Origin of the sequence: Streptomyces sp. NPDC008121 (genome assembly GCF_042957155.1) — a bacterium.
Lineage (GTDB): Bacteria > Actinomycetota > Actinomycetes > Streptomycetales > Streptomycetaceae > Streptomyces.
This window is the reverse complement of sequence record NZ_JBIBHT010000010.1, coordinates 258,089-279,663: the sequence shown is the minus strand read 5'-3', so window position 1 is coordinate 279,663 and position 21,575 is coordinate 258,089. Positions and strand designations below refer to the sequence as shown.

17 protein-coding genes are annotated in these 21,575 nt (G+C 72.3%); 10 read left to right on the top strand and 7 right to left on the bottom strand.

The features are described 5' to 3' along the window. Nucleotides 1-112 precede the first annotated feature (112 nt). The 3 genes from ACFZBD_RS30595 to ACFZBD_RS30585 all read left to right on the top strand — a co-directional run bounded on the left by ACFZBD_RS30595 (nt 113) and on the right by ACFZBD_RS30585 (nt 5,152). Nucleotides 113-1,852: an amidohydrolase family protein gene (locus tag ACFZBD_RS30595; RefSeq protein WP_391145912.1), complete on the top strand. Its 1,740-nt coding sequence runs from the start codon at nt 113-115 to the stop codon at nt 1,850-1,852. Continuing rightward, nucleotides 1,849-3,300: an aldehyde dehydrogenase family protein gene (locus ACFZBD_RS30590; RefSeq protein ID WP_391145909.1), complete on the top strand. Its 1,452-nt coding sequence runs from the start codon at nt 1,849-1,851 to the stop codon at nt 3,298-3,300. Before ACFZBD_RS30595 ends, ACFZBD_RS30590 begins: the two co-directional genes overlap by 4 nt. Before the next feature lie 280 nt (nt 3,301-3,580). Continuing rightward, a complete protein-coding gene (locus tag ACFZBD_RS30585) occupies nt 3,581-5,152 on the top strand; it encodes an amino acid permease (RefSeq protein ID WP_391145906.1) in 1,572 nt (523 codons plus the stop codon). Between the two features lie 100 nt (nt 5,153-5,252). Here ACFZBD_RS30585 and ACFZBD_RS30580 read toward each other — a convergent pair whose 3' ends face one another. Continuing rightward, the gene (locus ACFZBD_RS30580; RefSeq protein ID WP_391145903.1) at nt 5,253-5,750 is read right to left on the bottom strand and encodes a nuclear transport factor 2 family protein; all 498 of its coding nucleotides are present in this window, start codon (nt 5,748-5,750) and stop codon (nt 5,253-5,255) included. A gap of 87 nt (nt 5,751-5,837) precedes the next feature. Here ACFZBD_RS30580 and ACFZBD_RS30575 point away from each other — a divergent pair, with 87 nt between their 5' ends. After that, the gene (locus ACFZBD_RS30575; RefSeq protein WP_391145900.1) at nt 5,838-6,371 is read left to right on the top strand and encodes a GNAT family N-acetyltransferase; all 534 of its coding nucleotides are present in this window, start codon (nt 5,838-5,840) and stop codon (nt 6,369-6,371) included. Here the strand turns inward: ACFZBD_RS30575 and ACFZBD_RS30570 are convergent. Further along, nucleotides 6,352-7,848, bottom strand: coding sequence for a CehA/McbA family metallohydrolase (locus ACFZBD_RS30570; protein ID WP_391145898.1), 1,497 nt, complete (start codon nt 7,846-7,848; stop codon nt 6,352-6,354). The two genes, ACFZBD_RS30575 and ACFZBD_RS30570, sit on opposite strands and share 20 nt — an antisense overlap. A gap of 101 nt (nt 7,849-7,949) precedes the next feature. On the opposite strand from ACFZBD_RS30570, the gene ACFZBD_RS30565 reads away from it, so the two are divergent. From ACFZBD_RS30565 to ACFZBD_RS30555, 3 genes are all read left to right on the top strand, one after another. After that, nucleotides 7,950-8,783: a TIGR03619 family F420-dependent LLM class oxidoreductase gene (locus tag ACFZBD_RS30565; protein WP_391145896.1), complete on the top strand. Its 834-nt coding sequence runs from the start codon at nt 7,950-7,952 to the stop codon at nt 8,781-8,783. A gap of 77 nt (nt 8,784-8,860) precedes the next feature. Beyond that, a complete protein-coding gene (locus ACFZBD_RS30560; protein ID WP_391145893.1) occupies nt 8,861-11,452 on the top strand; it encodes a bifunctional FO biosynthesis protein CofGH in 2,592 nt (863 codons plus the stop codon). 167 nt (nt 11,453-11,619) lie between these two features. Then, nucleotides 11,620-12,738: an ADP-ribosylglycohydrolase family protein gene (locus ACFZBD_RS30555; protein WP_391145891.1), complete on the top strand. Its 1,119-nt coding sequence runs from the start codon at nt 11,620-11,622 to the stop codon at nt 12,736-12,738. Here ACFZBD_RS30555 and ACFZBD_RS30550 read toward each other — a convergent pair. Both ACFZBD_RS30550 and ACFZBD_RS30545 read right to left on the bottom strand, forming a co-directional pair. Beyond that, nucleotides 12,723-14,273, bottom strand: coding sequence for a sodium:solute symporter family protein (locus tag ACFZBD_RS30550; protein WP_391145888.1), 1,551 nt, complete (start codon nt 14,271-14,273; stop codon nt 12,723-12,725). The two genes, ACFZBD_RS30555 and ACFZBD_RS30550, sit on opposite strands and share 16 nt — an antisense overlap. Nucleotides 14,274-14,513: 240 nt before the next feature. Further along, on the bottom strand, nt 14,514-15,296 hold the full coding sequence (locus tag ACFZBD_RS30545; protein ID WP_391145885.1) for an SDR family oxidoreductase: 783 nt from the start codon (nt 15,294-15,296) through the stop codon (nt 14,514-14,516). Between the two features lie 82 nt (nt 15,297-15,378). Here ACFZBD_RS30545 and ACFZBD_RS30540 point away from each other — a divergent pair, with 82 nt between their 5' ends. The 3 genes from ACFZBD_RS30540 (at nt 15,379) to ACFZBD_RS30530 (ending at nt 19,107) form a co-directional block, all read left to right on the top strand. Then, nucleotides 15,379-16,212, top strand: coding sequence for a hypothetical protein (locus ACFZBD_RS30540; RefSeq protein WP_391145881.1), 834 nt, complete (start codon nt 15,379-15,381; stop codon nt 16,210-16,212). 136 nt (nt 16,213-16,348) lie between these two features. Next, nucleotides 16,349-16,753: a hypothetical protein gene (locus ACFZBD_RS30535; RefSeq protein ID WP_391145879.1), complete on the top strand. Its 405-nt coding sequence runs from the start codon at nt 16,349-16,351 to the stop codon at nt 16,751-16,753. Beyond that, nucleotides 16,750-19,107, top strand: a complete 2,358-nt coding sequence (locus tag ACFZBD_RS30530) for a tetratricopeptide repeat protein (protein WP_391145876.1) — start codon at nt 16,750-16,752, stop codon at nt 19,105-19,107. The genes ACFZBD_RS30535 and ACFZBD_RS30530 overlap by 4 nt, the downstream gene beginning before the upstream one ends. Nucleotides 19,108-19,199: 92 nt before the next feature. Here ACFZBD_RS30530 and ACFZBD_RS30525 read toward each other — a convergent pair whose 3' ends face one another. From ACFZBD_RS30525 to ACFZBD_RS30515, 3 genes are all read right to left on the bottom strand, one after another. Then, complete coding sequence (locus ACFZBD_RS30525) at nt 19,200-19,526, bottom strand: DUF397 domain-containing protein (protein ID WP_391145874.1); 327 nt, start codon at nt 19,524-19,526, stop codon at nt 19,200-19,202. A gap of 75 nt (nt 19,527-19,601) precedes the next feature. Further along, nucleotides 19,602-20,462: a Scr1 family TA system antitoxin-like transcriptional regulator gene (locus ACFZBD_RS30520; protein WP_391145871.1), complete on the bottom strand. Its 861-nt coding sequence runs from the start codon at nt 20,460-20,462 to the stop codon at nt 19,602-19,604. Nucleotides 20,463-20,745: 283 nt separating this feature from the next. Further along, a complete protein-coding gene (locus tag ACFZBD_RS30515; protein WP_391145869.1) occupies nt 20,746-21,468 on the bottom strand; it encodes a GPP34 family phosphoprotein in 723 nt (240 codons plus the stop codon). Nucleotides 21,469-21,575: the final 107 nt, after the last annotated feature.

The following is a 21,575-nucleotide window of genomic DNA, read 5'->3' as shown; positions in this document are numbered from 1 at the left end:
CCCGGACCGCCGCCCCGCACCGGCCCCGGTCGGGGGCGCGGCAGCCGCGGCCGGCTGCCCCGTCCCGGGCCGGGGCCCGTCCCCGTGGAGAGGACCGAGTGAAGGGACCGTCATGCTCGATCACCTGATCAAGGGCGCCACCGTCGTGGACGGCACCGGCGCCCCCGCCCGTACCGCCGACGTCGGCCTGCGCGACGGGCGGATCGCCGTCGTCGCCGCGCCGGGGACCGTGACCGAGGAGGCCGCGAGCACCGAGGACGCCACCGGGCTCGTCCTCGCCCCCGGCTTCGTCGACCCCCACACCCACTACGACGCCCAGCTCTTCTGGGACCCCTTCGCCACCCCCTCCATGAACCACGGCGTCACCACCGTCGCCGGCGGCAACTGCGGCTTCACCCTCGCCCCCCTCCACCCGGAGCGGCCCGAGGACGCCGACTACACCCGCCGCATGATGTCCAAGGTCGAGGGCATGGCCCTCAAGGCCCTGGAGGAGGGCGTCGACTGGAGCTGGTCCTCCTTCGGCGAGTACCTCGACGCCCTCGAAGGCCGGATCGCCGTCAACGCCGGCTTCATGGTCGGCCACTGCGCCCTGCGCCGGTACGTGATGGGCGCGGACGCCGTCGGCGGCCGGCCGACGCCCGAGCAGCTCGACCGGATGACGGCGCTGCTCCACGACGCCCTGGCCGCCGGCGCCTGGGGCCTGTCCACCACCCAGTCGTCCACCCACTCCGACGGTGACGGCGCCCCCGTCGCCTCCCGGCACGCCGCCCCCGAGGAGCTGATCGCCCTCTCCCGGGCGGTCGGCGAGCACGAGGGCACCCAGCTCGAAGCGATCCTCGCCGGCTGCCTCGACCAGTTCTCCGACGCGGAGATCGACCTCTTCGTGGAGATGACAGCCGCCGCCGGACGCCCGCTCAACTGGAACGTCCTCACCATCGACGCCACCGTCCCCGAACGCGTCCCGCGCCAGCTCCTCGCCTCCGAACGCGCCCGCAAGTCCGGCGGCCGGATCGTCGCCCTCACCATGCCGATCCTCACCCCCATGAACATGTCGCTCGGCACCTTCTGCGCCCTCAACCTCATCCCCGGCTGGGGCGAGATCCTCGGGCTGCCCGTCCCCGAGCGGATCGCCAGGCTCCGCGACCCGGACGTGCGGGCCGGGATGCTGCGCCGCGCCGACTCCAAGGAGGCCGGCGTCTTCCGCCGCCTCGCGCACTTCGGCCGCTATGTCATCGGCGACACCTACAGCCGCGAGAACGCGGGCCTCACCGGTCGGGTCGTGGACGACATCGCCGCCGAACGCGGCCAGGACCCCTTCCAGTGCCTCGTCGAGATCTGCGCCAACGACGACCTGAAGACCGTGCTGTGGCCCATGCCCAGCGACAACGACCCGGCCTCATGGGCGCTGCGCCGCGAGACCTGGGAGCACGAGGACGTGCTGCTGGGCGGCTCCGACGCCGGCGCGCACCTGGACCGCATGTGCGGCGCCCCGTACACCACGCGTTTCCTCGGCGACTGCCTGCGCGGCCGGAAGCTGGTCCCGCTGGAGCGGGCGGTGCGGATGCTCAGCGACGACCCGGCCCGGCTCTTCGGGCTGCGCGAGCGCGGGCGGATCGCCGAGGGCTTCCACGCCGACCTGGTCCTCTTCGACCCCGAGCGGATCGACGCGGGCCCGGCCACCCTGGTGCACGACCTGCCCGGGGACAGTCCCCGGCTCGACTCGCGGGCGATCGGTGTCGTCTCCGTCCGCGTCAACGGCGTCGAGACCATCCGCGACGACGAGGTGACCGGCGCGATCCCCGGCAGGGTGCTGCGCTCGGGCCGTGACACGAGGACGGTGTCCACACGGTGACGCAGCGACTGTTCATCGGCGGGGAGTGGGTCGAGCCCGAGGGCGGGCACTACGACGTGGTCGACCCGGCCACCGAGGAGGTCGTCGGCCTCGCGCCCGAGGCCTCCCGGAGCCAGGTGTACGAGGCGGCGGCCGCGGCCCGGGAGGCCTTCGCGACCTGGTCCCGTACGAAACCGGAGGAGCGGGCCGCGATCCTCGACCGGGCCGCGGATCTGATGGCCCGGGACGCCGAGGAGAACGTGGCCCTCGCCCGGGCCGAGACCGGCGCGACCACCGCCACCGCGCGCGGGATGCAGGTCGCCGTCGGCGCCTCCCGCTTCCGGCGGTACGCACGCGGCGCCCTGGAGCCGGTCGAGCGGGCGCTGCCCCCGCAGGTCAACGAGGCGGGCCCGATGGGCAGGGCCGGGGTCTTCGGCGCGGTCGCCGTCCGCCGCCCGGTCGGGGTGGTCACCTGCATCACCTCGTACAACAACCCCTGGGCCAATCCGGCGGGCAAGATCGCCCCCGCGCTCGCCATGGGGAACACCGTCGTGGTGAAACCGGCGCCGCAGGACCCGCTCTCGGTCTACGCGATGACCCGGGCCCTCGCGGAGGCGGGCGTCCCGGCGGGCGTCGTCAACGTGGTCACCGGGGCGGGCGCCGCCGTCGGGGAGGCGGCCGTCGACTCCCCGGACGTCGACATGGTCTCCTTCACCGGCTCGACGGCCGTCGGCCAGCGGATCGGCGAGGTCTGCGGCCGGGAGCTGAAGCGACAGCTCATGGAGCTGGGCGGCAAGGGGGCGGCGCTCGTCTTCGACGACGCCGACCTGGACTCCGCCGTGGCGGGGATCGGCACCACCTTCTCCTTCTACAGCGGCCAGATCTGCACGGCCCCGACCCGGGTCCTCGCCCAGCGCGGGATCCACGACCGGCTGATCGAGAAGCTCACCGGCTGTCTGGCGTACATGAAGGTCGGCGACCCGGCGGCGCGGGGCACGGTGGTCGGCCCGGTGATCTCGGCGGCCCACCGCGACCGGGTGGAGGCGTACGTCGCCCTGGGGCGGAAGGAGGGCGCCCGGGTCGTCGCCGGCGGCGAGCGGCCGGACCTGCCGCGGGGCTTCTACGTCGCCCCCACCCTGCTCGCGGAGTGCACCCCGGACATGCGGGTCGTCCGGGAGGAGATCTTCGGCCCGGTCGTGGTGGTCGTCCCCTTCGACGACGAGGAGGAGGGGATCGCGCTGGCGAACGACAGCGACTACGGCCTCATCGACTACGTCTGGTCGGGCGACGTGGCCCGCGCCTTCCGCGTCGCTGCCCGGCTGCGGGCGGGGGGCGTCGGGGTGAACACCGTCGGACGGAACATGGAGGCGCCGTTCGGCGGGTTCAAGAAGAGCGGTGTGGGGCGCGACGTCGGCTCGTACGCCCTGCACGCGTACAGCGAGACGCAGGCGGTGGTCTGGCCCGGTTGATCACCGGACGGGGCCTTCGGGAGGGTCCCCGGAGGCCCGGGCGGGACGGCCGGAAAAACGGCACGGGAAATTTTGGAAACGGACATTTCGGATGGTGCTGCGGTTCCCGCATATCGGACATTGACCGGCGCTCCAACCAATCGGTCGGTATGTCGGATCATCGATCTTTCAATCATCGGTGATCGTCCGGATTTCGCCTCGCATTACAAGGTGAAGATCCGCGCTGTGAGTGGATTGTGATCTTCCAGATGTGGAAACCGCAGCACTTAACGTCCTGTTCATGACTCAGGTGGATGCACGGCCCCAGGCCGGAGACACGGTAAGGGGCGTCGTCGCTCCGGGCGACACCCAGGGCGTACGGCGCAAGGGGCTCGGCGGGAACTCCGTCGGGCTGATGGGCAGTGCCGTCATCGGCATCTCCACCGTCGCCCCCGTCTACTGCCTGACCTCCACCCTCGGCTCCACGGCCGGCGAGGTCGGACTCCAGATGCCCGCGATCTTCCTCGCCGGCTTCCTCCCGATGCTCCTGGTGGCCTTCGCCTACCGCGAGCTCAACAAGGTCATGCCGGACTGCGGCACCTCCTTCACGTGGACCGTGAAGGCCTTCGGCCCCCGGATCGGCTGGATGTGCGGCTGGGGCCTCGTCATCGCGACGATCATCGTGCTCTCCAACCTGGCCGGCGTCGCGACCTCCTACTTCTGGCTGCTGGCCGGCGAGATCACGGGCGATCCGTCGATCGCGGCCCTGGACGACAACAAGGCCGTCCACATCGTCACCTGCCTCGCGCTCATCGCCCTCGCCACCGCGATCAGCTACCGCGGCATGACCGCCACCAAGGGCGTGCAGTACGCCCTCGTCGGCCTCCAGCTCGTCGTGCTCGTCGTCTTCGTCGCGATGGCCTTCCAGAAGGCCGGCAGCGGCGCCTTCGACACCGGACTGAGCTTCTCCTGGTCCTGGATGAACCCGTTCGCGGTCCAGTCCTTCGCGGCCTTCACCGCCGGCCTCTCCCTCTCGATCTTCATGTACTGGGGCTGGGACGCCTGTCTCGCCACCAACGAGGAGACCTCCGGCTCCACCAGGACCCCCGGCCGCGCCGCGCTCATCGCGATGGTCGTCCTGGTCGCCTCCTACCTGGCCACCGGCATCGCCGCGCAGATGGCCGTCGGCTCCGGCGACTCCGGCCTCGGCCTCGCCAACCCGGAGACCTCCGACAACGTCTTCGCCGCCCTCGCCGGCCCGGTCATGGGCCCGGCCCTCGGCATCCTGCTCTTCGTCGCCGTCCTCGCCTCGGCGGCGGCCAGCCTCCAGACGACGTTCATCCCGGTGGCCCGCACCGTGCTGGCGATGTCGGCGTACGAGGCGCTCCCGGCCTCCTTCGCCAAGGTCCACCCCCGCTTCAAGGTCCCCGGCAAGGCCACGATCATCGCGGGCGTCGCGACCGGCGTCTTCTACACCGTCATGACCCTGGTCAGCGAGAACGTCCTGGTCGACACGATCTACGCGCTCGGCCTGATGATCTGCTTCTACTACTCGCTCACCGCGTTCGCCTGCGCCTGGTACTTCCGCAAGGAGCTCTTCCACTCCGGCCGGAACCTTCTCTACAAGGGCGTCTGCCCGGTCCTCGGCGGCATCCTGCTGACCGCGGTCTTCGGCAAGACCCTGTACGACATGTGGGACCCCGCCTACGGCAGCGGCTCCTCGGTCCTCGGCGTCGGCTCGGTCTTCGTCATCGGCGTCGGACTGCTGCTCCTCGGCGTGGTGATCATGCTGGTCATGCAGCGCAGGAGCCCCGCGTTCTTCCGCGGCGAGGTGCTGACCAAGGAGACGCCGGCGCTGGTCGTCGCCGACTGACCGCACGGCACGCACACGACCGCCGGCGCGGCGGGACCGGACGGGGTCCCGCCGCGCCGGTGCGCCCGCCCGCCGGACCGTGACGTCTCCGGCCGGCGACTCAGTGCGGGGCGGCGCCCGCGCCGGGGATCACCGGCCGGTCGCCCTGCGTCCACACGACGCGCAGGTCCGCCCGGGACAGCCGCCAGCCCCGGGGGGTTCGGACGAGCGCGTTCTCCGTCCGGCCGCCGGAGACGAAGAGCTTCCCGCTGCCGGCCCGTACGTGCGTGGAGAGCTGGTTGCCCACGAGCGTGGCCCGGTCGCCCTCCACGTCGACGAGGTAGTTCGAGCCGAAGTGCACCGTCCGCTCGAAGAGCCCCATCGCCATCCGTATGTTCGCGGCGATCGCCTCCCGCCCGCGGACGTCCCCGGCCGGTGTCGAGGTCGTGGCGTCCTCGGTGAAGAAGTCCGCCGCCCAGGCCGCGTCGTACGGCCCCCGGTCGTCGAGGGAGCGCAGGTAGCGATCGAAGAGGCGCGTGACGGCGGCGCTGTCGGCGAGGGAGGCCGCACCTGTGGGGGAGGCCGTGTCATCGGTGGTGCTCGTGGTGTCCGTGTCCATGCCCACGAGCTTGGTACCTCGACCAAGGTCGAGGTCAAGGGTTGGACCGTGACGTCTCCGGCCGGCCGGGTGCGAGACGATGGGGCCATGACCGAGATCCTCACGCCCCGCCTCCTCCTCCGCCGCTGGACCGACGACGACCTCGTGCCCATGGCCGAGATCAACGCCGACCCCGAGGTGATGCGCTGGATCGGCGACGGGTCCGTCCGGGATCTGGAGCAGACCGCCGAGGACATCGAGCGGTGGGAGGAGGAGTGGGACGACGAGGGCTTCGGGCTCTTCGCCGTCGAACTCCTCGGCTCCGGCGAGCTGATCGGCTTCGCCGGCCTCTCCGTCCCCGCGTTCCTGCCCGACCTGCGCCACGAGGTCGAGATCGGCTGGCGGCTCGGACGGCCCTTCTGGGGACAGGGATACGCCTCCGAGGCCGCGCACGCGGTCCTGGAGTTCGCCCTGCAGGACCGCGCCCTCGACCGGGTCGTCGCCGTCACGCACATCTCCAACGAGGCCTCCGAGAACGTCGTGCGCAAGCTCGGCATGACCCCGGAACGCGAGACGGACCACCCGGACTTCGGCGTCCCCCTGCGCATCCACGCCATCGACCTCAGCGAGTACCAGGGCTGACCCCCCGGGCCTCCAGGAACACCGGATTGGTGAAGCCCGCGAGCGCGCCCGGCAGCGGGGGCAGCATCGCCGGATGGCGGACCTCCGCCCGTACGTAGGTCGCGTACGCCGCCGTCGTCACCCACTCCACCGGACCCGCGGCGGCCGGCGCCGTGTGCAGCACGCCCTGGTCCGTGACGAAGCGGACCGTGCCGCCCGCCGGGGCCCCGCGCACCGCCAGCCGGACCCTGACCGGCGCGTCCGCCGGGACCGCGAGCCGCTCGCCGATCCCGGCCGTCCGCCCCCGCCCGTCCGTCACGGTGAAGTCCAGGGCGACCGCCGAGGACTCGGCGACGTACGAACGGCCCGCGCGCAGGCCCGCCAGAATCGCCGTCCGGCTCAGCTCGTGGGCCAGGACCACGGTCTGCGGGGTGCCGACCCGGTCCGGGTCCCGGTGGGCGTCGCTGCCGCCCATCGCCGGGATCCGGCGGCCCCGGGCGAGCGCCGCGTCCCAGTCGGCCAGCGCGACCTCGTCGTCCGGGGTGTACGGGCCGTTCCACACCTCCACCGCGTCCGCGTCGCCGAAACCGAACTTCCAGGCGCAGCCCACGCAGGGGGCGTGCGGATGCGCCGGGACGACCAGCCCGCCCGCCCGGCGGATCTCCCGCGCGAAGCGCCCGAAGCGGTTCTCCCGGGCCCGGTAGCGCCAGTCCACGAAGGTGCCCGGGTCCGTGCCCACGGCCAGCACGTGACCGTTGCGGGTGGTGACCTCCTCGCCGAGCAGGACCAGCAGGTCGTCCCCGGCGTGCCCGGCCCACGCCCCGTGCCCGCCGTGCGTGTTGTGCTCGGTGGCGGTCAGGAAGTCGAGCCCGGCGGCGCGGGCGAGCGCGGCGACCTCCGCGGGCGTGCGCCGCCCGTCCGAGTACACCGTGTGGAGGTGGCAGTCGCCCCGGTACCAGGCCCGGCCGCGCCCCCTCGCCCGCTCCGGCGGGTACACGACCGCGGGGGCGGGCGCCGGGTCGCCGAAACGGAGGGTGACCGTCACCGTGTACGTCAGCCCCCGCGGCGCCACCGTGTACGGCGCGAGCACCACGAACCAGGTCCCGGCCCTCAGCGGCCCGGCCACATAGCCGGGGGTGGCCGCGTCGGCCCGCAGGAAGAACTCCGTCCGCGCCCCTCCCGACCAGCCCCGGAACCCGGCCCCGCCGAGGCCGGTGCCGCGCTGGTCGAAGAGGCCGATGTCGAGCGCGTTGCCCTGCGTCCCGGCGGGGACGGCGGGGCGCTCGTACGCGTACGACACGTGGATCTCGCGCACCCCGCGCGGGACCTCGACGGGCAGGTAGACGTAGTCGGGGGAGCCGGGCGGCAGGGTACCGCCGACCGTCTCCGTACGGTCGCCGCCGGGGGTGCCCGCGGCGTGCGCGAAGCTCACGCCCCCCACGGTGAAGGCGGAGGCGACGCTCGTCGCCAGGAGCGTTCGTCGGGTCGGTCCGCTCATGTCCGGCACCCTCGTAGGAGCGCATGAACCGCCGGACAACACAAGAGGCCCGCGGTGCCGCACCTCTCGGAAATCACGGCCGCACCCCCTACCGTGCCGCTATGCGGATCTCGACCACGATCTTCCTGACCGACGAGACCATCTCCCCCGTGCGCCTCGCCCGCGAGCTGGAGCGGCGCGGCTTCGCCGGGCTCTACCTCCCCGAGCACACCCACATCCCGATCGAGCGCACCACGCCCTACCCGGCCGCGGGCACCGAACTGCCCCCGGAGTACGGCCGCACCCTCGACCCCTTCGTCGCCCTCGGCCAGGCCGCCGCCGTCACCGACCGCCTCGGGCTCGGCACCGGCATCACGCTGGTCACCCAGCACGACCCGATCGCCCTGGCCAAGCAGATCGCCACCCTCGACCACCTCTCCGGCGGGCGCTTCACCCTCGGCGTCGGCTTCGGCTGGAACAAGGAGGAGGCCGCCGACCACGGCGTGGAGTGGTCCACCCGACGCGAGCTGACCCGGGAGCGGATGGCGCTGATGCGCGCCCTGTGGGCCGCCGAACCCACCGCGTACGAGGGCGGGCACGGGGTGTCCGTACGCGCCTCCTTCGCCTGGCCCAAGCCGCTCGGCGGCGCCCCCCGCACCCTCGTCGGCGGCGCGGCCGGCCCCACGCTCTTCGCGCACATCACCGAGTACGCCGACGGCTGGATGCCCATCGGCGGCCGCGGCCTCTCGGAGTCCGTCCCGGCGCTCCGCGAGGTCTGGGAGAAGGCCGGCCGCGACCCGCGGACCCTCCGGATCGTCCCGTACGCGGTCCTGCCGAACCCCGGGAAGCTGGCGCACTACGCCGAACTGGGCTGCGAGGAGGTCGTCCTGCAGCTGCCCCCGGCGGGGGAGGCGGAAGTCCTGGGCGTCCTCGACGCGTACGCCCCGTACCTGTAGGGCCGGGCCGGGAGGGCGCCACGGCCGAGGCCGGACGGGGCCTCCTGTCCGCGCGGGGGCACTCGTATGCTCGGTCCATGACGGATCAGCAGCCCGGCCCGGCACCACGGCCCACCGAGAACGCCATGCGCCGCGCCCTCAAGCGGGCCAGGGACGGGGTGGCGCTCGACGTCACCGAGGCCGCCGTGCTGCTCCGGGCGCGCGGCGCCGACCTGGACGACCTCGTCGCCTCCGCCGGCCGGGTCCGGGACGCCGGTCTGGAGGCCGCCGGGCGGCCCGGAGTCATCACCTACTCCAAGAGCGTGTTCATCCCGCTCACCCGGCTCTGCCGGGACACGTGTCACTACTGCACCTTCGTCACCGTCCCCGGCAAGCTGCGCCGCGCCGGGCACGGGATGTTCATGTCCCCCGACGAGGTCCTCGACATCGCCCGCCGCGGCGCCGAACTGGGCTGCAAGGAAGCCCTGATCACGCTCGGCGACAAGCCCGAGGACCGCTGGCCCGAGGCGCGCGAATGGCTCGACGCGCACGGCTACGACGACACCCTGGCGTACGTACGGGCCATGGCGATCCGGATCCTGGAGGAGACCGGGCTGCTGCCCCACCTCAACCCCGGCGTGCTCTCCTGGACCGACTTCCAGCGCCTCAAGCCGGTCGCGCCGTCGATGGGCATGATGCTGGAGACGACCGCCACCCGCCTGTGGTCCGAGCCCGGCGGACCGCACTACGGCTCCCCCGACAAGGACCCCGCCGTGCGGCTGCGGGTCCTGGAGGACGCCGGACGCTCCTCCGTCCCCTTCACCAGCGGCCTCCTCATCGGGATCGGCGAGACCCACGAGGAGCGGGCCGACTCCCTCTTCGCGCTGCGCAAGGTCTCCCGCGCCTACCACTCCGTCCAGGAACTGATCATCCAGAACTTCCGCGCGAAGCCGGACACGGCGATGCGCGGCATGCCGGACGCGGAGCTCGACGACCTGATCGCCACCGTCGCCGTCGCCCGCCACATCATGGGCCCGAGCGCCTGCCTCCAGGCCCCGCCGAACCTCGTCGACGAGGAGTACGGCCGCCTCATCGCCGCCGGCATCGACGACTGGGGCGGCGTCTCGCCCCTCACCATCGACCACGTCAACCCGGAGCGGCCCTGGCCGCAGATCGACACCCTCGCCGAGAAGTCCCGCGCCGTCGGCTTCGAGCTGCGCGAACGCCTCTGCGTGTACCCCGAGTTCGTCGGCCGCGGCGAGCCCTGGCTCGACCCGCGGCTGCTGCCGCACGTCCGCGCCCTCGCCGACCCGGAGACCGGCCTCGCGAACCCGGACGCGGAGGTGCGCGGGCTGCCCTGGCAGGAGCCGGACGAGGCCTTCACCGCCGCCGGCCGCACCGACCTGCACCGCACCATCGACACCACCGGCCGCACCCACGACCGCCGCGAGGACTTCGACGAGGTCTACGGCGACTGGGAGGCGCTACGCGAGGCGGCCGCCCCCGGCATGGTCCCGCAGCGCATCGACACCGATGTCCGCGACGCCCTCGCCGTGGCCGCCGACGACCCGACCCGGCTCACCGACGACCAGGCCCTGGCCCTGCTGCACGCGGACGGCCCCGCCCTCGACGCGCTGACCCGGATCGCCGACGACGTCCGCAAGGCGGCGGTCGGCGACGACGTCACGTACGTCGTCACCCGGAACATCAACTTCACCAACGTCTGCTACACCGGCTGCCGCTTCTGCGCCTTCGCGCAGCGCCGCACCGACGCCGACGCCTACACCCTCTCCCTCGACCAGGTCGCCGACCGGGCCCAGCAGGCGTGGGAGGTCGGCGCGGTGGAGGTCTGCATGCAGGGCGGCATCCACCCCGACCTGCCGGGCACGGCCTACTTCGACATCGCGCGGGCGGTGAAGGAACGCGTCCCCGGCATGCACGTGCACGCCTTCTCGCCGATGGAGGTCGTCAACGGCGCGACCCGGACCGGCCTTTCCATCCGGGAGTGGCTGACGGCGGCCAAGGAGGCCGGGCTCGACTCGATCCCCGGCACGGCCGCCGAGATCCTGGACGACGAGGTCCGCTGGGTCCTGACCAAGGGCAAGCTGCCCACGGCGACCTGGATCGAGGTCGTCACCACCGCTCACGAACTGGGCATCCGCTCCTCGTCCACGATGATGTACGGCCATGTCGACCAGCCCCGGCACTGGCTCGGCCACTTCCGCACACTGGCCGGGATCCAGCAGCGGACCGGCGGCTTCACCGAGTTCGTGACGCTCCCCTTCATCCACACCAACGCGCCCGTCTACCTCGCGGGGATCGCCCGCCCCGGGCCCACCGTCCGCGACAACCGCGCGGTCACGGCGATGGCCCGGCTGCTGCTGCACCCCTACATCCCGAACATCCAGACCAGCTGGGTGAAGCTGGGGGCGGACGGCGCGGCGGAGATGCTCCGCTCGGGCGCCAACGACCTCGGCGGCACGCTGATGGAGGAGACCATCTCCCGCATGGCCGGCTCGGGCTACGGCTCGTACCGCTCGGTCCGGGACCTGGTCGCCATCGCGGAGGCGGCGGGCCGCCCGTCGCGGCCCCGGACGACGCTGTACGGCGAGGTGCCCGAGGAGCGGGTCCGGGCGGCGAAGGCCTCCGACGGGCACCTGCCGGAGCTGCTGCCGGTGCTGCCGCAGTGACCGCCCCGCCCGAAGCCCCCTCGTGACGGCACTTCGGGCGCACCGCGGTCGAAAGCGGACAGAAAGGCCTCCGATCGCAAAAGGTTCCGCCCCGCGAACGTGCGAACGCGGTCCATTACAGTGCTCCGAGACCTGTGCGCCGAGGGCTTTCCGGGAGAGGGCACGTCGTGACCACAACCGCCGCGGCCGTGTGGGGCCGCGCCGAACAGCAGGACTTTCGGGCCCGGGTGCGCGGCTGTCTCCTCGGCGGGGCCGTCGGGGACGCGTTCGGCGCGGGGGTCGCGGGGCGGTCCCTGGCGGAGATCAGGGCCGCGCACGGACCGGAGGGCCTGACCGAGCCCGTCCCCGCCTATGGCAGACGCGGGGCCGTCACCGCCGCCACCCAGATGACCCTGTTCACCGTCGACGGCCTGATACGCGCCCAGGTCCGCCGGGACACCGGCGCCTGGCACCCGCCCACCGACGTCCACCGCGCCCATCTGCGCTGGGCGGCCACCCAGCGCGACTGGGGCCCCGACGAACGGCGCAAGGACAACGGCTGGCTCGCCCGCGAGGAGTGGCTCTACGCCCGCCGGGACCCCGCCCGCGCCTGTCTGACCGGCTTCGGCGACGAACTCCTCGGCACCCTCGACAAGCCCAAGAACCCGGACGCGACCGATTCCGGCGCGCTGGTCCGCTCCGCCCCCTTCGGGCTCCTGGTCGGCTGGGAGCCCCAGCTGGTGTGCCAGTTGGCCGTGGAGTGCGCGGCGCAGTCGCACGGCGACCCGGCCGCCTACCTCGCGGCCGGCGCCCTCGCCGTCGTCGTCCACGGCCTCGCGCGGGGCGACAGCGTCGACGCCTCGGTGCAGCGGGCCCTCGCGCAGCTCGCCCCGCGCCCCGGCCACGAACCCGTCACCGCGGCCCTCCAGCAGGCCCTCGGAGCCGTACGCCAGGGCATGCCGAACGCCGCCCGGGTCACCGCGCTCGGCGCGGACGAGGACCGGGCCGAGAACCTGCTCGCCGTCGCGGTGTACTGCGCCCTCGTCGGCGAGGACATCCGCCACGGCCTGCGCCTCGCGGTCAACCACGACGGGCCGTCGGCGGTGACCGGAGCGGTGACGGGCGCGCTGCTCGGCGCCCTGCACGGCGAGACGGCCCTCCCGCCGGCCTGGCTGGCCGAGCTGGAGGGCCGTGCGACGGTCCTGGAGATCGCGGACGACTTCGCGATGGAGATGACGCAGGGCGCCGCCCTGCACAGCCCCTCCGAGTCCTCGCCCGGCTGGCTGGCGCGCTACCCGAGGGGCTGATCCGCCCGGTCGCCGTCGCGCTGCGCGGGGACGGCGGCGGCTCCGGCCGGGCTGCCGCCGTCCGAGTGGAGCTTGTCCAGGACGGCGTCCCGCTCCGGGGTGTCCTCCGGCCGGAGGAAGCCGATGAGGACGTAGAGGATCAGGGAGGTGGCGAGCGGCGAGACGATCTGGATCTGCAGCTCGACGCCGTCCAGGCCGTAGTTGGTCAGCCAGAAGGCGAAGAGTCCGGCGGCCCAGGAGACCAGCGCCGCCGTGGGCCCGGACTTCCGGAAGGTGCGCAGCAGGCCGAGCATGAACGGGATCGCGATCGGCCCCATCAGACCGGCCACCCACTTGATGACGACGGTGATGATGTCCTTGAAGGCGGGGGAGTTGACCTGGGTCGCGACCGCCATCGACAGCGCGAGGAACGCGATCGTCGACCAGCGGGCCGCGAGCAGCCCGGCCCGGTGTGTCCAGCTCCGCGCGGCCTTGCTCATCACGGGCGCGATGTCCCGGGTGAAGACGGCCGCGATGGCGTTGGCGTCGGAGGAGCACATGGCCATGGTGTGCGAGAAGAAGCCGACGATGACCAGGCCGAGCAGACCGTGCGGCAGCAGTTGCTCGGTCATCAGGGCGTAGCTGTCGGAGGCGTCGGGCTTCTTCGGGTCGACGAGCAGCGGCGCGACCCACATGGGGAAGAAGAGGACGAGCGGCCAGACGAACCACAGCACGGCGGAGAGCCGCCCGGAGCGGGTGGCCTCGCGGGCGGTGGGGGTCGCCATGTAGCGCTGGGCCTGGTTCCACATGCCGCCGCTGTACTCGAAGGTCTTGATGAAGAGGTAGGCGAGGAGGAACGTCATCGTGTACGGGCCGGCGGTGGGCGCGGTGTGCCCCTGCAGCTCCGGCCGGTCCCAGACGGTCCACAGGGCGCTGAACCCGCCCAGCTCGGCCAGGACGGCGACGAGCATCGCGATGCCGGCGAAGAACTGGATGACGAACTGCCCCAGTTCGGTGAGCGCGTCGGCCCACAGCCCGCCGACGGTGCAGTAGATGCCCGTGATGACACCGGTGATGAGGATGCCTTCGTTGAGGGAGATGCCGGTGAAGACGGAGAGCAGGGTGGCGATGGCGGCCCACTTGGCGCCCACGTCGACGATCTTCAGCAGCACCCCCGACCAGGCGAGGGCCTGCTGGGTGGGCAGGTTGTAGCGGTTCTTCAGGTATTCCAGCGGGGAGGCGACGTGCAGCCGCGACCGGAGCCGGTTGAGCCGGGGCGCGAAGAGGTGGGCCCCGATCGCGATGCCGATCGCGATGGGGAAGGACCAGGTGACGTACGACGTGACGCCGTAGGTGTACGCGATGCCGGCGTAGCCGGTGAACATCACGGCGCTGTAGCCCGACATGTGGTGCGAGATGCCGGAGAGCCACCAGGGCATCTTGCCTCCGGCGGTGAAGTAGTCGGAGACGTCGTCCACGCGCTTGTGGGACCAGACGCCGATCGCGACCATCACGCCGAAGTAGCCGATGAGCACGGCCCAGTCGAGACTGTTCATTGCGCCCCCTCCAGGGGTCCGGTCCGCCTTGTGAACGCCGTTCATGGTGTGGCGACGTGACCGGCCGCGACAACGGACTGGAGGGTCAAGAGGGAGTAAAATCGTTCGAGTTTTTGACCTGCGTTCATATTCATGAACTCAGATGGGGTCAAAAAGGGCCGCACGGCGAAGGTGCCGTGCGGCCGGAGGGCGATCGGTGGCAGCGGCCGCCCCGGGGCGCCGGGGGCCACCACCTGGGCGCTACCGCATCAGCTCGCCCGCGTTGACGAGCAGCGACTGCCCGGTGATGGCCCGGGCCCGGTCCGAGGCGAGGAAGGCCGCCGCCTCCGCCACGTCCCCGTCGGTGGCCAGGTCGGGCAGCGCCATCCGCTCTGTGAGCCGGCCCAGCACCTCGGCCTCCGCCACCCCTTCCGTGTCCGCGGCGAACCGGACGTACGCCTGCACCGGCGGCCCCCACATCCAGCCCGGCAGGACGGTGTTGACCCGGATCCGGTACGGCCCCAGCTCCTGCGCCATCGAGTACATCGCCGAGGTCAGCGCCCCCTTCGAGGCCGCGTACGCCGCCTGCCGTACCTGCGAGGGCGCGGCCACCGCCGACTGCGTACCGATGAGGACGACGGAACCGCCCCGCGCCTTCAGGGCGGGCAGGCAGGCCCGGGTCATCCGCAGGGTGCCCAGCAGATTGACATCCAGGACGCCCTGCCAGGTCGCGAAGTCGGCGTCCTCGACACCGCCGAAGTAGCTGTCCCAGGCCGCCACGTGCACGACCGCGTCGACCGCCCCGAACCGCTCGACCGCGAGCGCGGCCAGCGCCTCGCACTGCGCCTCGTCCGTGATGTCGGTCGGCAGGAACGCGGTGCGCCGGCCGTCGAGGTCGATCTCGGCCGCCGCCTTGGCGAGACGGGCCTCGGTCCGCGCGCCGAGGACCGCGTTGCCCCCGTCCCGCACCACCGTCTCGGCGACCCGGTGACCCAGCCCGTCGCCGACGCCCGACACGATCACGGTCTTCCCCTGGAGCAGCATCCGGGTGCCTCCCGACTCTGGCCATCGATCTGACGACCCGTCAGAGTAGGACCGCGTCACCGACAAGGGAAGGGGCACGGAGATGAGCGAGGGGACAGGAGCCGACGCGTACGCGGAGCTGGCGGCGACCGGACCGTATGGGGTGCGCCCCGGGCACGCCCTGATCACGATGGTCGAGCCGCACCCGGGCCACGAGTACGCCTACAACCGCTGGTACGAGGACGACCACTACTACGCCGGAGCCATGGCGATGCCCTGGATGTACGCGGGCCGCCGCTGGGTCGCCACCCGCGCGCTCCAGGAGCTGCGGACCCCGGAGAAGTCCGCGATCGCCCAGCCGGTGACGGCCGGCTGCTACCTCTCCACGTACTGGATCACCGAGGGCCGCTACGACGAGCACATGAAGTGGACCGTCTCCATCAACAAGCGCCTGAACCGCGACGGGCGGGTCTACCGCGACCGTACGCACGTCTTCACGGCCTTCCAGGACCACGAGGCGACGGTGTACCGCGACGGCGCGGCCGGACCCCGGGACGTCCACGCCCTGGACCACCCCTACGCCGGCCTGATCCTCCAGGTGATCGACGCCGACGGCCCGGAGCGGCGCGCGGAGCTGCTGGAGTGGCTGCGCGCCCGCGAACTGCCACGCCGCCTGGCCGGCTCCCCGGCGGCGATGGTGACGGTCTTCCGCCCCACCCCACTGCCCGGCGACCGCATGACGTACGTGAAGCAGGTCGAGGGCACCGACACCCGGCTCACCCTCCTCTGGTTCCTCGAAGCCGACCCCCGCACCACCTGGCCGGACCACTTCGCGGACCTGCACACGACGGCCGGCGAGCTCGGCCGCGTGGAGCTGGTGGCCCCGTTCCTCCCGACGCTCCCGGGAACGGACCGGTACGTCGACGAACTGAGGTGAGGGGGCGGGGGAGGAACGCGGGGGCCGACGGCGCGGGTTTCGCCTGACAGCACCAAATACCGCACCTATCGTGGACGTTCGGTCGGAGCGACTTCGCTGCGCCGACCGACACATGGGGGCATCGATGGAAGCACAGATGGTGGAACTCGCACGGGCCGCGGGCGTCGCCGTGGTCACGCTCATGGCCACGGACGCCTGGGAGCGGACGCGGGAAGGCGTGGTGGCGCTGTGGCGCCGGGCCAGCCCTTCCCGCGCCGACGGCGTGGAGGGAGAGCTCGACGCGACCAGGGACGATCTGCTGGCGGCGAGGGAGAACGGGGACGACCTGACCGAGCAGGAACTGCGGGAGGAGTGGGCGGGCCGCCTCCGGCGTCTCCTGCGCGAACAGCCCGAGGTCGCCGAAGAACTGCGCCGGATCCTTGCCGAGTGCGACCCCGACTCCCAGGCCTCCGGCCCCACGACGGTACGGATGCGGGCCGAGGCGACCGGCAGCGGCCGGGTCTACCAGGCCGGCCGGGACCAGCACATCACCGAGCGGTGAACGGCGCGGAGCGGCACGCCGAGCCGGGAGTGCAGGGCAGGGCATCCGGCCAGGGCCGGGTCTACCAGGCACAGGGCGATCAGCACGTGACGGAGCACCACCATCACTATCCGCCGGGCGAAGCCTCCCTCTTCGGTCCGTCCATGGAGCGCACCGTCGTTCCGACACCCCGGAGGGCCGGCGGACCGGCTCCGTCGGCACCCGATTCGGTGCGCACGCCGCTTGTCGGGCGGACCCCGCTGGTGCTGCGGGACCGCCGGGACGTCATGCGGGACCTCCTGACGGCGGCCGGGGACGAGACCGGGGGCGTGCACGTGCTCCACGGGCTCGGCGGCTGCGGCAAGACGGCCGTGGCCCAGGCCGTCTTCCACGAGGTGACGCGCACGGGCCGCCGCACCGGACTCTGGGTCAACGCCTCCGAACGCTCGACGCTCCGGGCGGGCATGCTGGCCGTCGCCGCAGACCGCGGGGCGGAGGCCGGCGAACTGGCCGCGGCACACAAGGGGCAGCGCGCCTCGGCCGACCTCGTCTGGCACTACCTCCACTCCTCGTCGGAGCCGTGGCTCCTCGTCCTCGACAACGCGGACGACCCGGAGGTGCTGGGGGAAGGAGGCTGGCTGCGGCAGAGTGCTCAGGGCACGGTCATCGTCACCACGCGGCAGGCCGGCTCCGAGGTGTGGCACGGAGCGCGTCTTCACCACCTGGGCGTGCTTCCGATCGAGGACGCCGCGCTGGTGCTGCGTGACCTCGCCCCCGAGGCGGGGTCGGTCGAGGACGCGGAGACGGTGGCCCGACGACTCGACTGCCTTCCCCTCGCGCTCACCCTGGCCGGGTCCTTCCTGTCACGACAACTTCTGGAGAGCTGGTCCATGAGCGACTACCGGCGCCACCTGGACGACAACCCCACGGAGTTGCTCGACCAGGGAGCGGTTCCGGGCAGCACCGAGCGGAACGCCCGGCACCTCGTCGGCCGGACGTGGGACATCTCGTTGACCTCCCTCGCGGAGGACGGCTTCCCCGAATGCGCCGCCCTCCTGCGGCTGCTGTCCTGCTGGAGCGCCGACCCCGTCCCCCTGTCGCTGATCCGCCCCGAGGCCGTGCAAGGGACGGCGCTGGGCACGCTCCACCCGCCGCTGACCGCGCCGCGCGTCGAGACGGCCCTCCGGGGACTCCTGGACCATTCGCTCGTCTCGCTCGTCAGTCTCGACATCGGCGGTACGCCGATGCGGTGCGTGAAGACACACGGTGTGGTCCTCGACAGCGTCGCCGCCGCCGTCCCTGAGGATCAGCGGCCGCCGCTCGTCACGGCCGCCGCGCAGCTCCTCCGGGCAGCCGTCCCGGAGGCCGGCTCCCCGGCCCCGGACGCCCATCGCGTGGGCCACCTGGTGCCCCACGCGGCGAACCTGCTCCGCCGGGTGGGGGAAGCCGACAGCGCCGGCCGCGCGGTGGCGATCGGTACGCGGCTCGCCGCGTGCCTCTTCGACAGCGGCGACTTCCGGGCCGCGCTCTCCCTGGCCCAGGACACGGGGGAGACGGCCGAGCGGTGGCTGGGACCGGATGATCCGGCGACCCTCCGCGCGTCGCACCGGGCGGCCATGTCGCTGTTCCGGATCGGGCGCTTCGAGGACTCGGAAGCGGCGCATCGGCGGGTCCTCGACGCCCGGGAACGGGTCCTCGGCCCAGAGCACCCGGAGACGCTGGAGAGCCGGCAGGACATCCACGAACCGCTCAGTCAGCTGGGGCGGACCGAGGAGTGTCTCGCCACGCTGCGCGAGACGGCCGGGATCCGGTCGCGCGTCCTCGGTGAACACCATCGGGACACCCTGCACGCGCGGGCACTCATGATCGAGTACCTCGCCGTCGCCGACGACGTCGACGAGTTCGACCGCATGGGCCCGCGGACCGTCGCCGCCTGCGAGGAGCACCTGGGCGAGGATTCCTTCACCACGGTGACGGCCCGCCACAACTACGCCTTCGGTCTGTACCGCTTCGACCGGGCGGCGGTCGCGGAGGCGGAGGCCCGTAGAGCGCTGGCCGGGCGTGAGCTCGTCCACGGCCCCGGCCACGCCCTCGCCCTCTCCGCGGCCGTCCTGCTGAGCTGGATCCTCGGCAAGCTCGGACAGGTCGAGGAGTCCCTCTCGCTCGGCCGGCGGGTCGTGCTGGGGCAGGAACGGGCGCTGGGGCACGAGCATCCGTACCTCCTCACCAACCGCACCGGTCTGGCCGAGGCCCTGGCGGCGGCGGGCGAGGCGGTGGAGGCACAGGCCCTGGCACGACTGAACCTCCCGCTGTGCGAGCGGGTCCTGGGTCCGGACGACCCGGTCACGATCAGGACGCGCGGCCTCCTCGACTAGGCGGAGCGGACCCCGGACAGCAACCAGCCCCCTCGGCCAGGACGGCGATCCAGTCGAGAGGGCTTGCCTGAGGGTGCGAGGTGACGCGGGGCTCAGGCGCCGGGGCGGTCGCGCTCGCTGACGTCGAGGATGAACTCCGACCAGGTCTCGGCGGAGAAGCCGAGGCCCGAGCGAGCGATGTCCTTCGAGTCCCGGACGCGGACCGAGAGGTGCCCCTGCGCCTTGACCTCTACGCAATCGCCATTGACGGCCGAGTAGGAGGATTTGGTCCATTCCGCCAGCGCGTCGTGCCGAAACAGCATCGTGACTCCGATGGTTGTGCCAGTGGGGTGGGTGTCGCGCATTCCAGCCGCTGCGGCAGCGGCTCTGCTGTCGACGCTACGCTGCAACATCAGCAGTGGTGGGACGCGTTCACCCATCCGGATGGCATATTCCGTCGAAATCCATGGACGGTGGTTCCGGCGGTGTAAGGTGCCCGCCCCGTCCAAATCGCCCTACTGTCCCTGCAGTTCCTCCGCCACGCGGAGGATGAACTCGCGCGACTGCTCGGCGCTCAGGGCCTTCGCCCTGAGGTGCTCGTACATCACCGCGTAGCTCTGGACGTCGTTGGCCTTCTCCAGATAGAGGTCGCTGGTAACGCCCTCCAGGTAGACGACGCTGGCGTCCAGCGCCTCCTGGAACTCCAGGATGGCGAACTTTCCGTACATCCCGGGATGGGCACCGACCTCGTACGGCAGCACCTGGAGCGTGACGTGCGGCTTCTCGCTCAGCTCGGCGAGGTGCCGCAGCTGGTCGGCCATGATGTGCGGGTTGCCGACGACGCGACGGAGCAGGGCTTCGTCGATGACGGCCCAGAACCGCAGCGGATTGTCCGGGTCGGAGAGCCGGTCCTGGCGCTTCAACCGGATCTGGATGCGCTTGTCGATCTCGCTGGGAGTGGCCTCGGGCCACATCCCCTCGATCACCGCCTGCGCGTACTCGCGCGTCTGCAGGAGGCCGGGAACGATGAGCGACTCGTACACGCGCAGCGACGCCGCGTCCGTCTCCAGACCGATGTAGACGCTGTACGGGATGTCGCCGAAGGCGTGCCACCAGCCCTGCTGGCGCGAGTCCTTGGCCATCTGCATCAGCGAGTCGACGATCCGGTGGTCCTCGATCTCGTACACGCCGCACAGATCGCGGACGTCACGCTGGCTGATGGAGCGGCGGCCGTTCTCGAGGCGGCTGATCTTCGACTGGGACACCAGGAGACGCTCGGCGACCTGTTCGGCCGTCATGTTCTTCTGCTCCCGGAGCCGGCGCAGCTCCTGGCCCAATCGGCGTCGCCTGACGGTGGGATTGACGTTGGACGCCACGGAAACTGCACCTCCGGCTGTCGGCTGCGTAGCTGTGAGTATCTACTGCTTGGCAGACTGCCACCAAAGGCCGGGTGTGCGCTGGAAAACGATGACACCGCGGGCGAGCGGCCCCGGCGTGCGAACGCCCGTGGGCGGGGCGGGCGGTGCCCCTGGGCGGGTGCGCGACGCACGTGTACGGGGGCGGCGACGCGCGTGTGCGGGACGGCCGTGTGGGCCGTCCCGCACACGTCTGTGCGGCTCCCGGAAGGGATCAGGGTGGTGCGTCGCGATGCGCGGCTGCTCAGTGCGCGGCCGCGCGGGCCATGCTGCCGCGACGGGGCTGCTCGGGGACGCCCGCCGGGCGCCCGCCTCCCGCGGCGGCGTTACGGCGCGGCTGGGCCGCCACGCCGTTCTGGACGTCCATCACGGCGTGCGCCACGAGGCCGCCCATGGGGTCGTGCCGGATCAGATCGCGCAGCCGGGACCGCGACGACCGTCCTTCGTTCCCCGGGTACAGGTGCTTGCCGAGACCGACCGCGTGGGCCAGCGCGGCGAGCGCCGCGGTCCGCGGGTCCGGCGGTACACCGGTGCGGATCGCACTGTCCAGCCGGGACCTGATGTCCCGGCTGATCGCTGTCTCCGTCGCCTGGTAGCGAGTCGTCGGCAGCACTCCGCACATCTGGCCCTCCACGGCATGCACCATGCCGCATCGCTCCAGATGAGCGAGATAGATCTGACGCAGCCCCAGTCGGGGCCCGCCGATCCAGTGGACCGCCCGGACCGGGCTGCCACGCCTTCGCAGCAGCTCCAGTGCGGAGTCCAGAGTCGGATCTCCGGTCGGCCGTGGCATCACCACGGCGATACGATCCCCGTCAGGGGCTATCCGTCCTGCCAGAGCCAGCTCCACTAGCTGTGCTCCGGCGAGGCCGAGGTCGAGCGACTGCGGCTGCGCTGTGGTACCCGTGGCCGGGTCCAGAGCGAGCAGCAGAAGCTCCTCCGGAATTGTTCTGCGGCTCCTGCCCATCCATGCCTCCCCGCGTGGATGAGTCACAGGGTGACCCCTCTCACATTCATCTGTCGAGAGCGCCTGGGTGGTTCGTACGGGAACCGGCAGGTATGTCGTTCTCGTCT

Bases quoted from the DNA above. Each gene is read 5' to 3' on its own strand.
- ACFZBD_RS30565 (WP_391145896.1), top strand. From the start codon at position 7,950: ATGCGGATCTCGACCACGATCTTCCTGACCGACGAGACCATCTCCCCC.
- ACFZBD_RS30525 (WP_391145874.1), bottom strand. From the start codon at position 19,526: ATGGGTGAACGCGTCCCACCACTGCTGATGTTGCAGCGTAGCGTCGAC.
- ACFZBD_RS30515 (WP_391145869.1), bottom strand. From the start codon at position 21,468: ATGGGCAGGAGCCGCAGAACAATTCCGGAGGAGCTTCTGCTGCTCGCT.
- ACFZBD_RS30585 (WP_391145906.1), top strand. From the start codon at position 3,581: ATGACTCAGGTGGATGCACGGCCCCAGGCCGGAGACACGGTAAGGGGC.
- ACFZBD_RS30575 (WP_391145900.1), top strand. From the start codon at position 5,838: ATGACCGAGATCCTCACGCCCCGCCTCCTCCTCCGCCGCTGGACCGAC.
- ACFZBD_RS30550 (WP_391145888.1), bottom strand. From the start codon at position 14,273: ATGAACAGTCTCGACTGGGCCGTGCTCATCGGCTACTTCGGCGTGATG.
- ACFZBD_RS30535 (WP_391145879.1), top strand. From the start codon at position 16,349: ATGGTGGAACTCGCACGGGCCGCGGGCGTCGCCGTGGTCACGCTCATG.
- ACFZBD_RS30545 (WP_391145885.1), bottom strand. From the start codon at position 15,296: ATGCTGCTCCAGGGGAAGACCGTGATCGTGTCGGGCGTCGGCGACGGG.
- ACFZBD_RS30580 (WP_391145903.1), bottom strand. From the start codon at position 5,750: ATGGACACGGACACCACGAGCACCACCGATGACACGGCCTCCCCCACA.
- ACFZBD_RS30540 (WP_391145881.1), top strand. From the start codon at position 15,379: ATGAGCGAGGGGACAGGAGCCGACGCGTACGCGGAGCTGGCGGCGACC.
- ACFZBD_RS30570 (WP_391145898.1), bottom strand. From the start codon at position 7,848: ATGAGCGGACCGACCCGACGAACGCTCCTGGCGACGAGCGTCGCCTCC.
- ACFZBD_RS30595 (WP_391145912.1), top strand. From the start codon at position 113: ATGCTCGATCACCTGATCAAGGGCGCCACCGTCGTGGACGGCACCGGC.
- ACFZBD_RS30560 (WP_391145893.1), top strand. From the start codon at position 8,861: ATGACGGATCAGCAGCCCGGCCCGGCACCACGGCCCACCGAGAACGCC.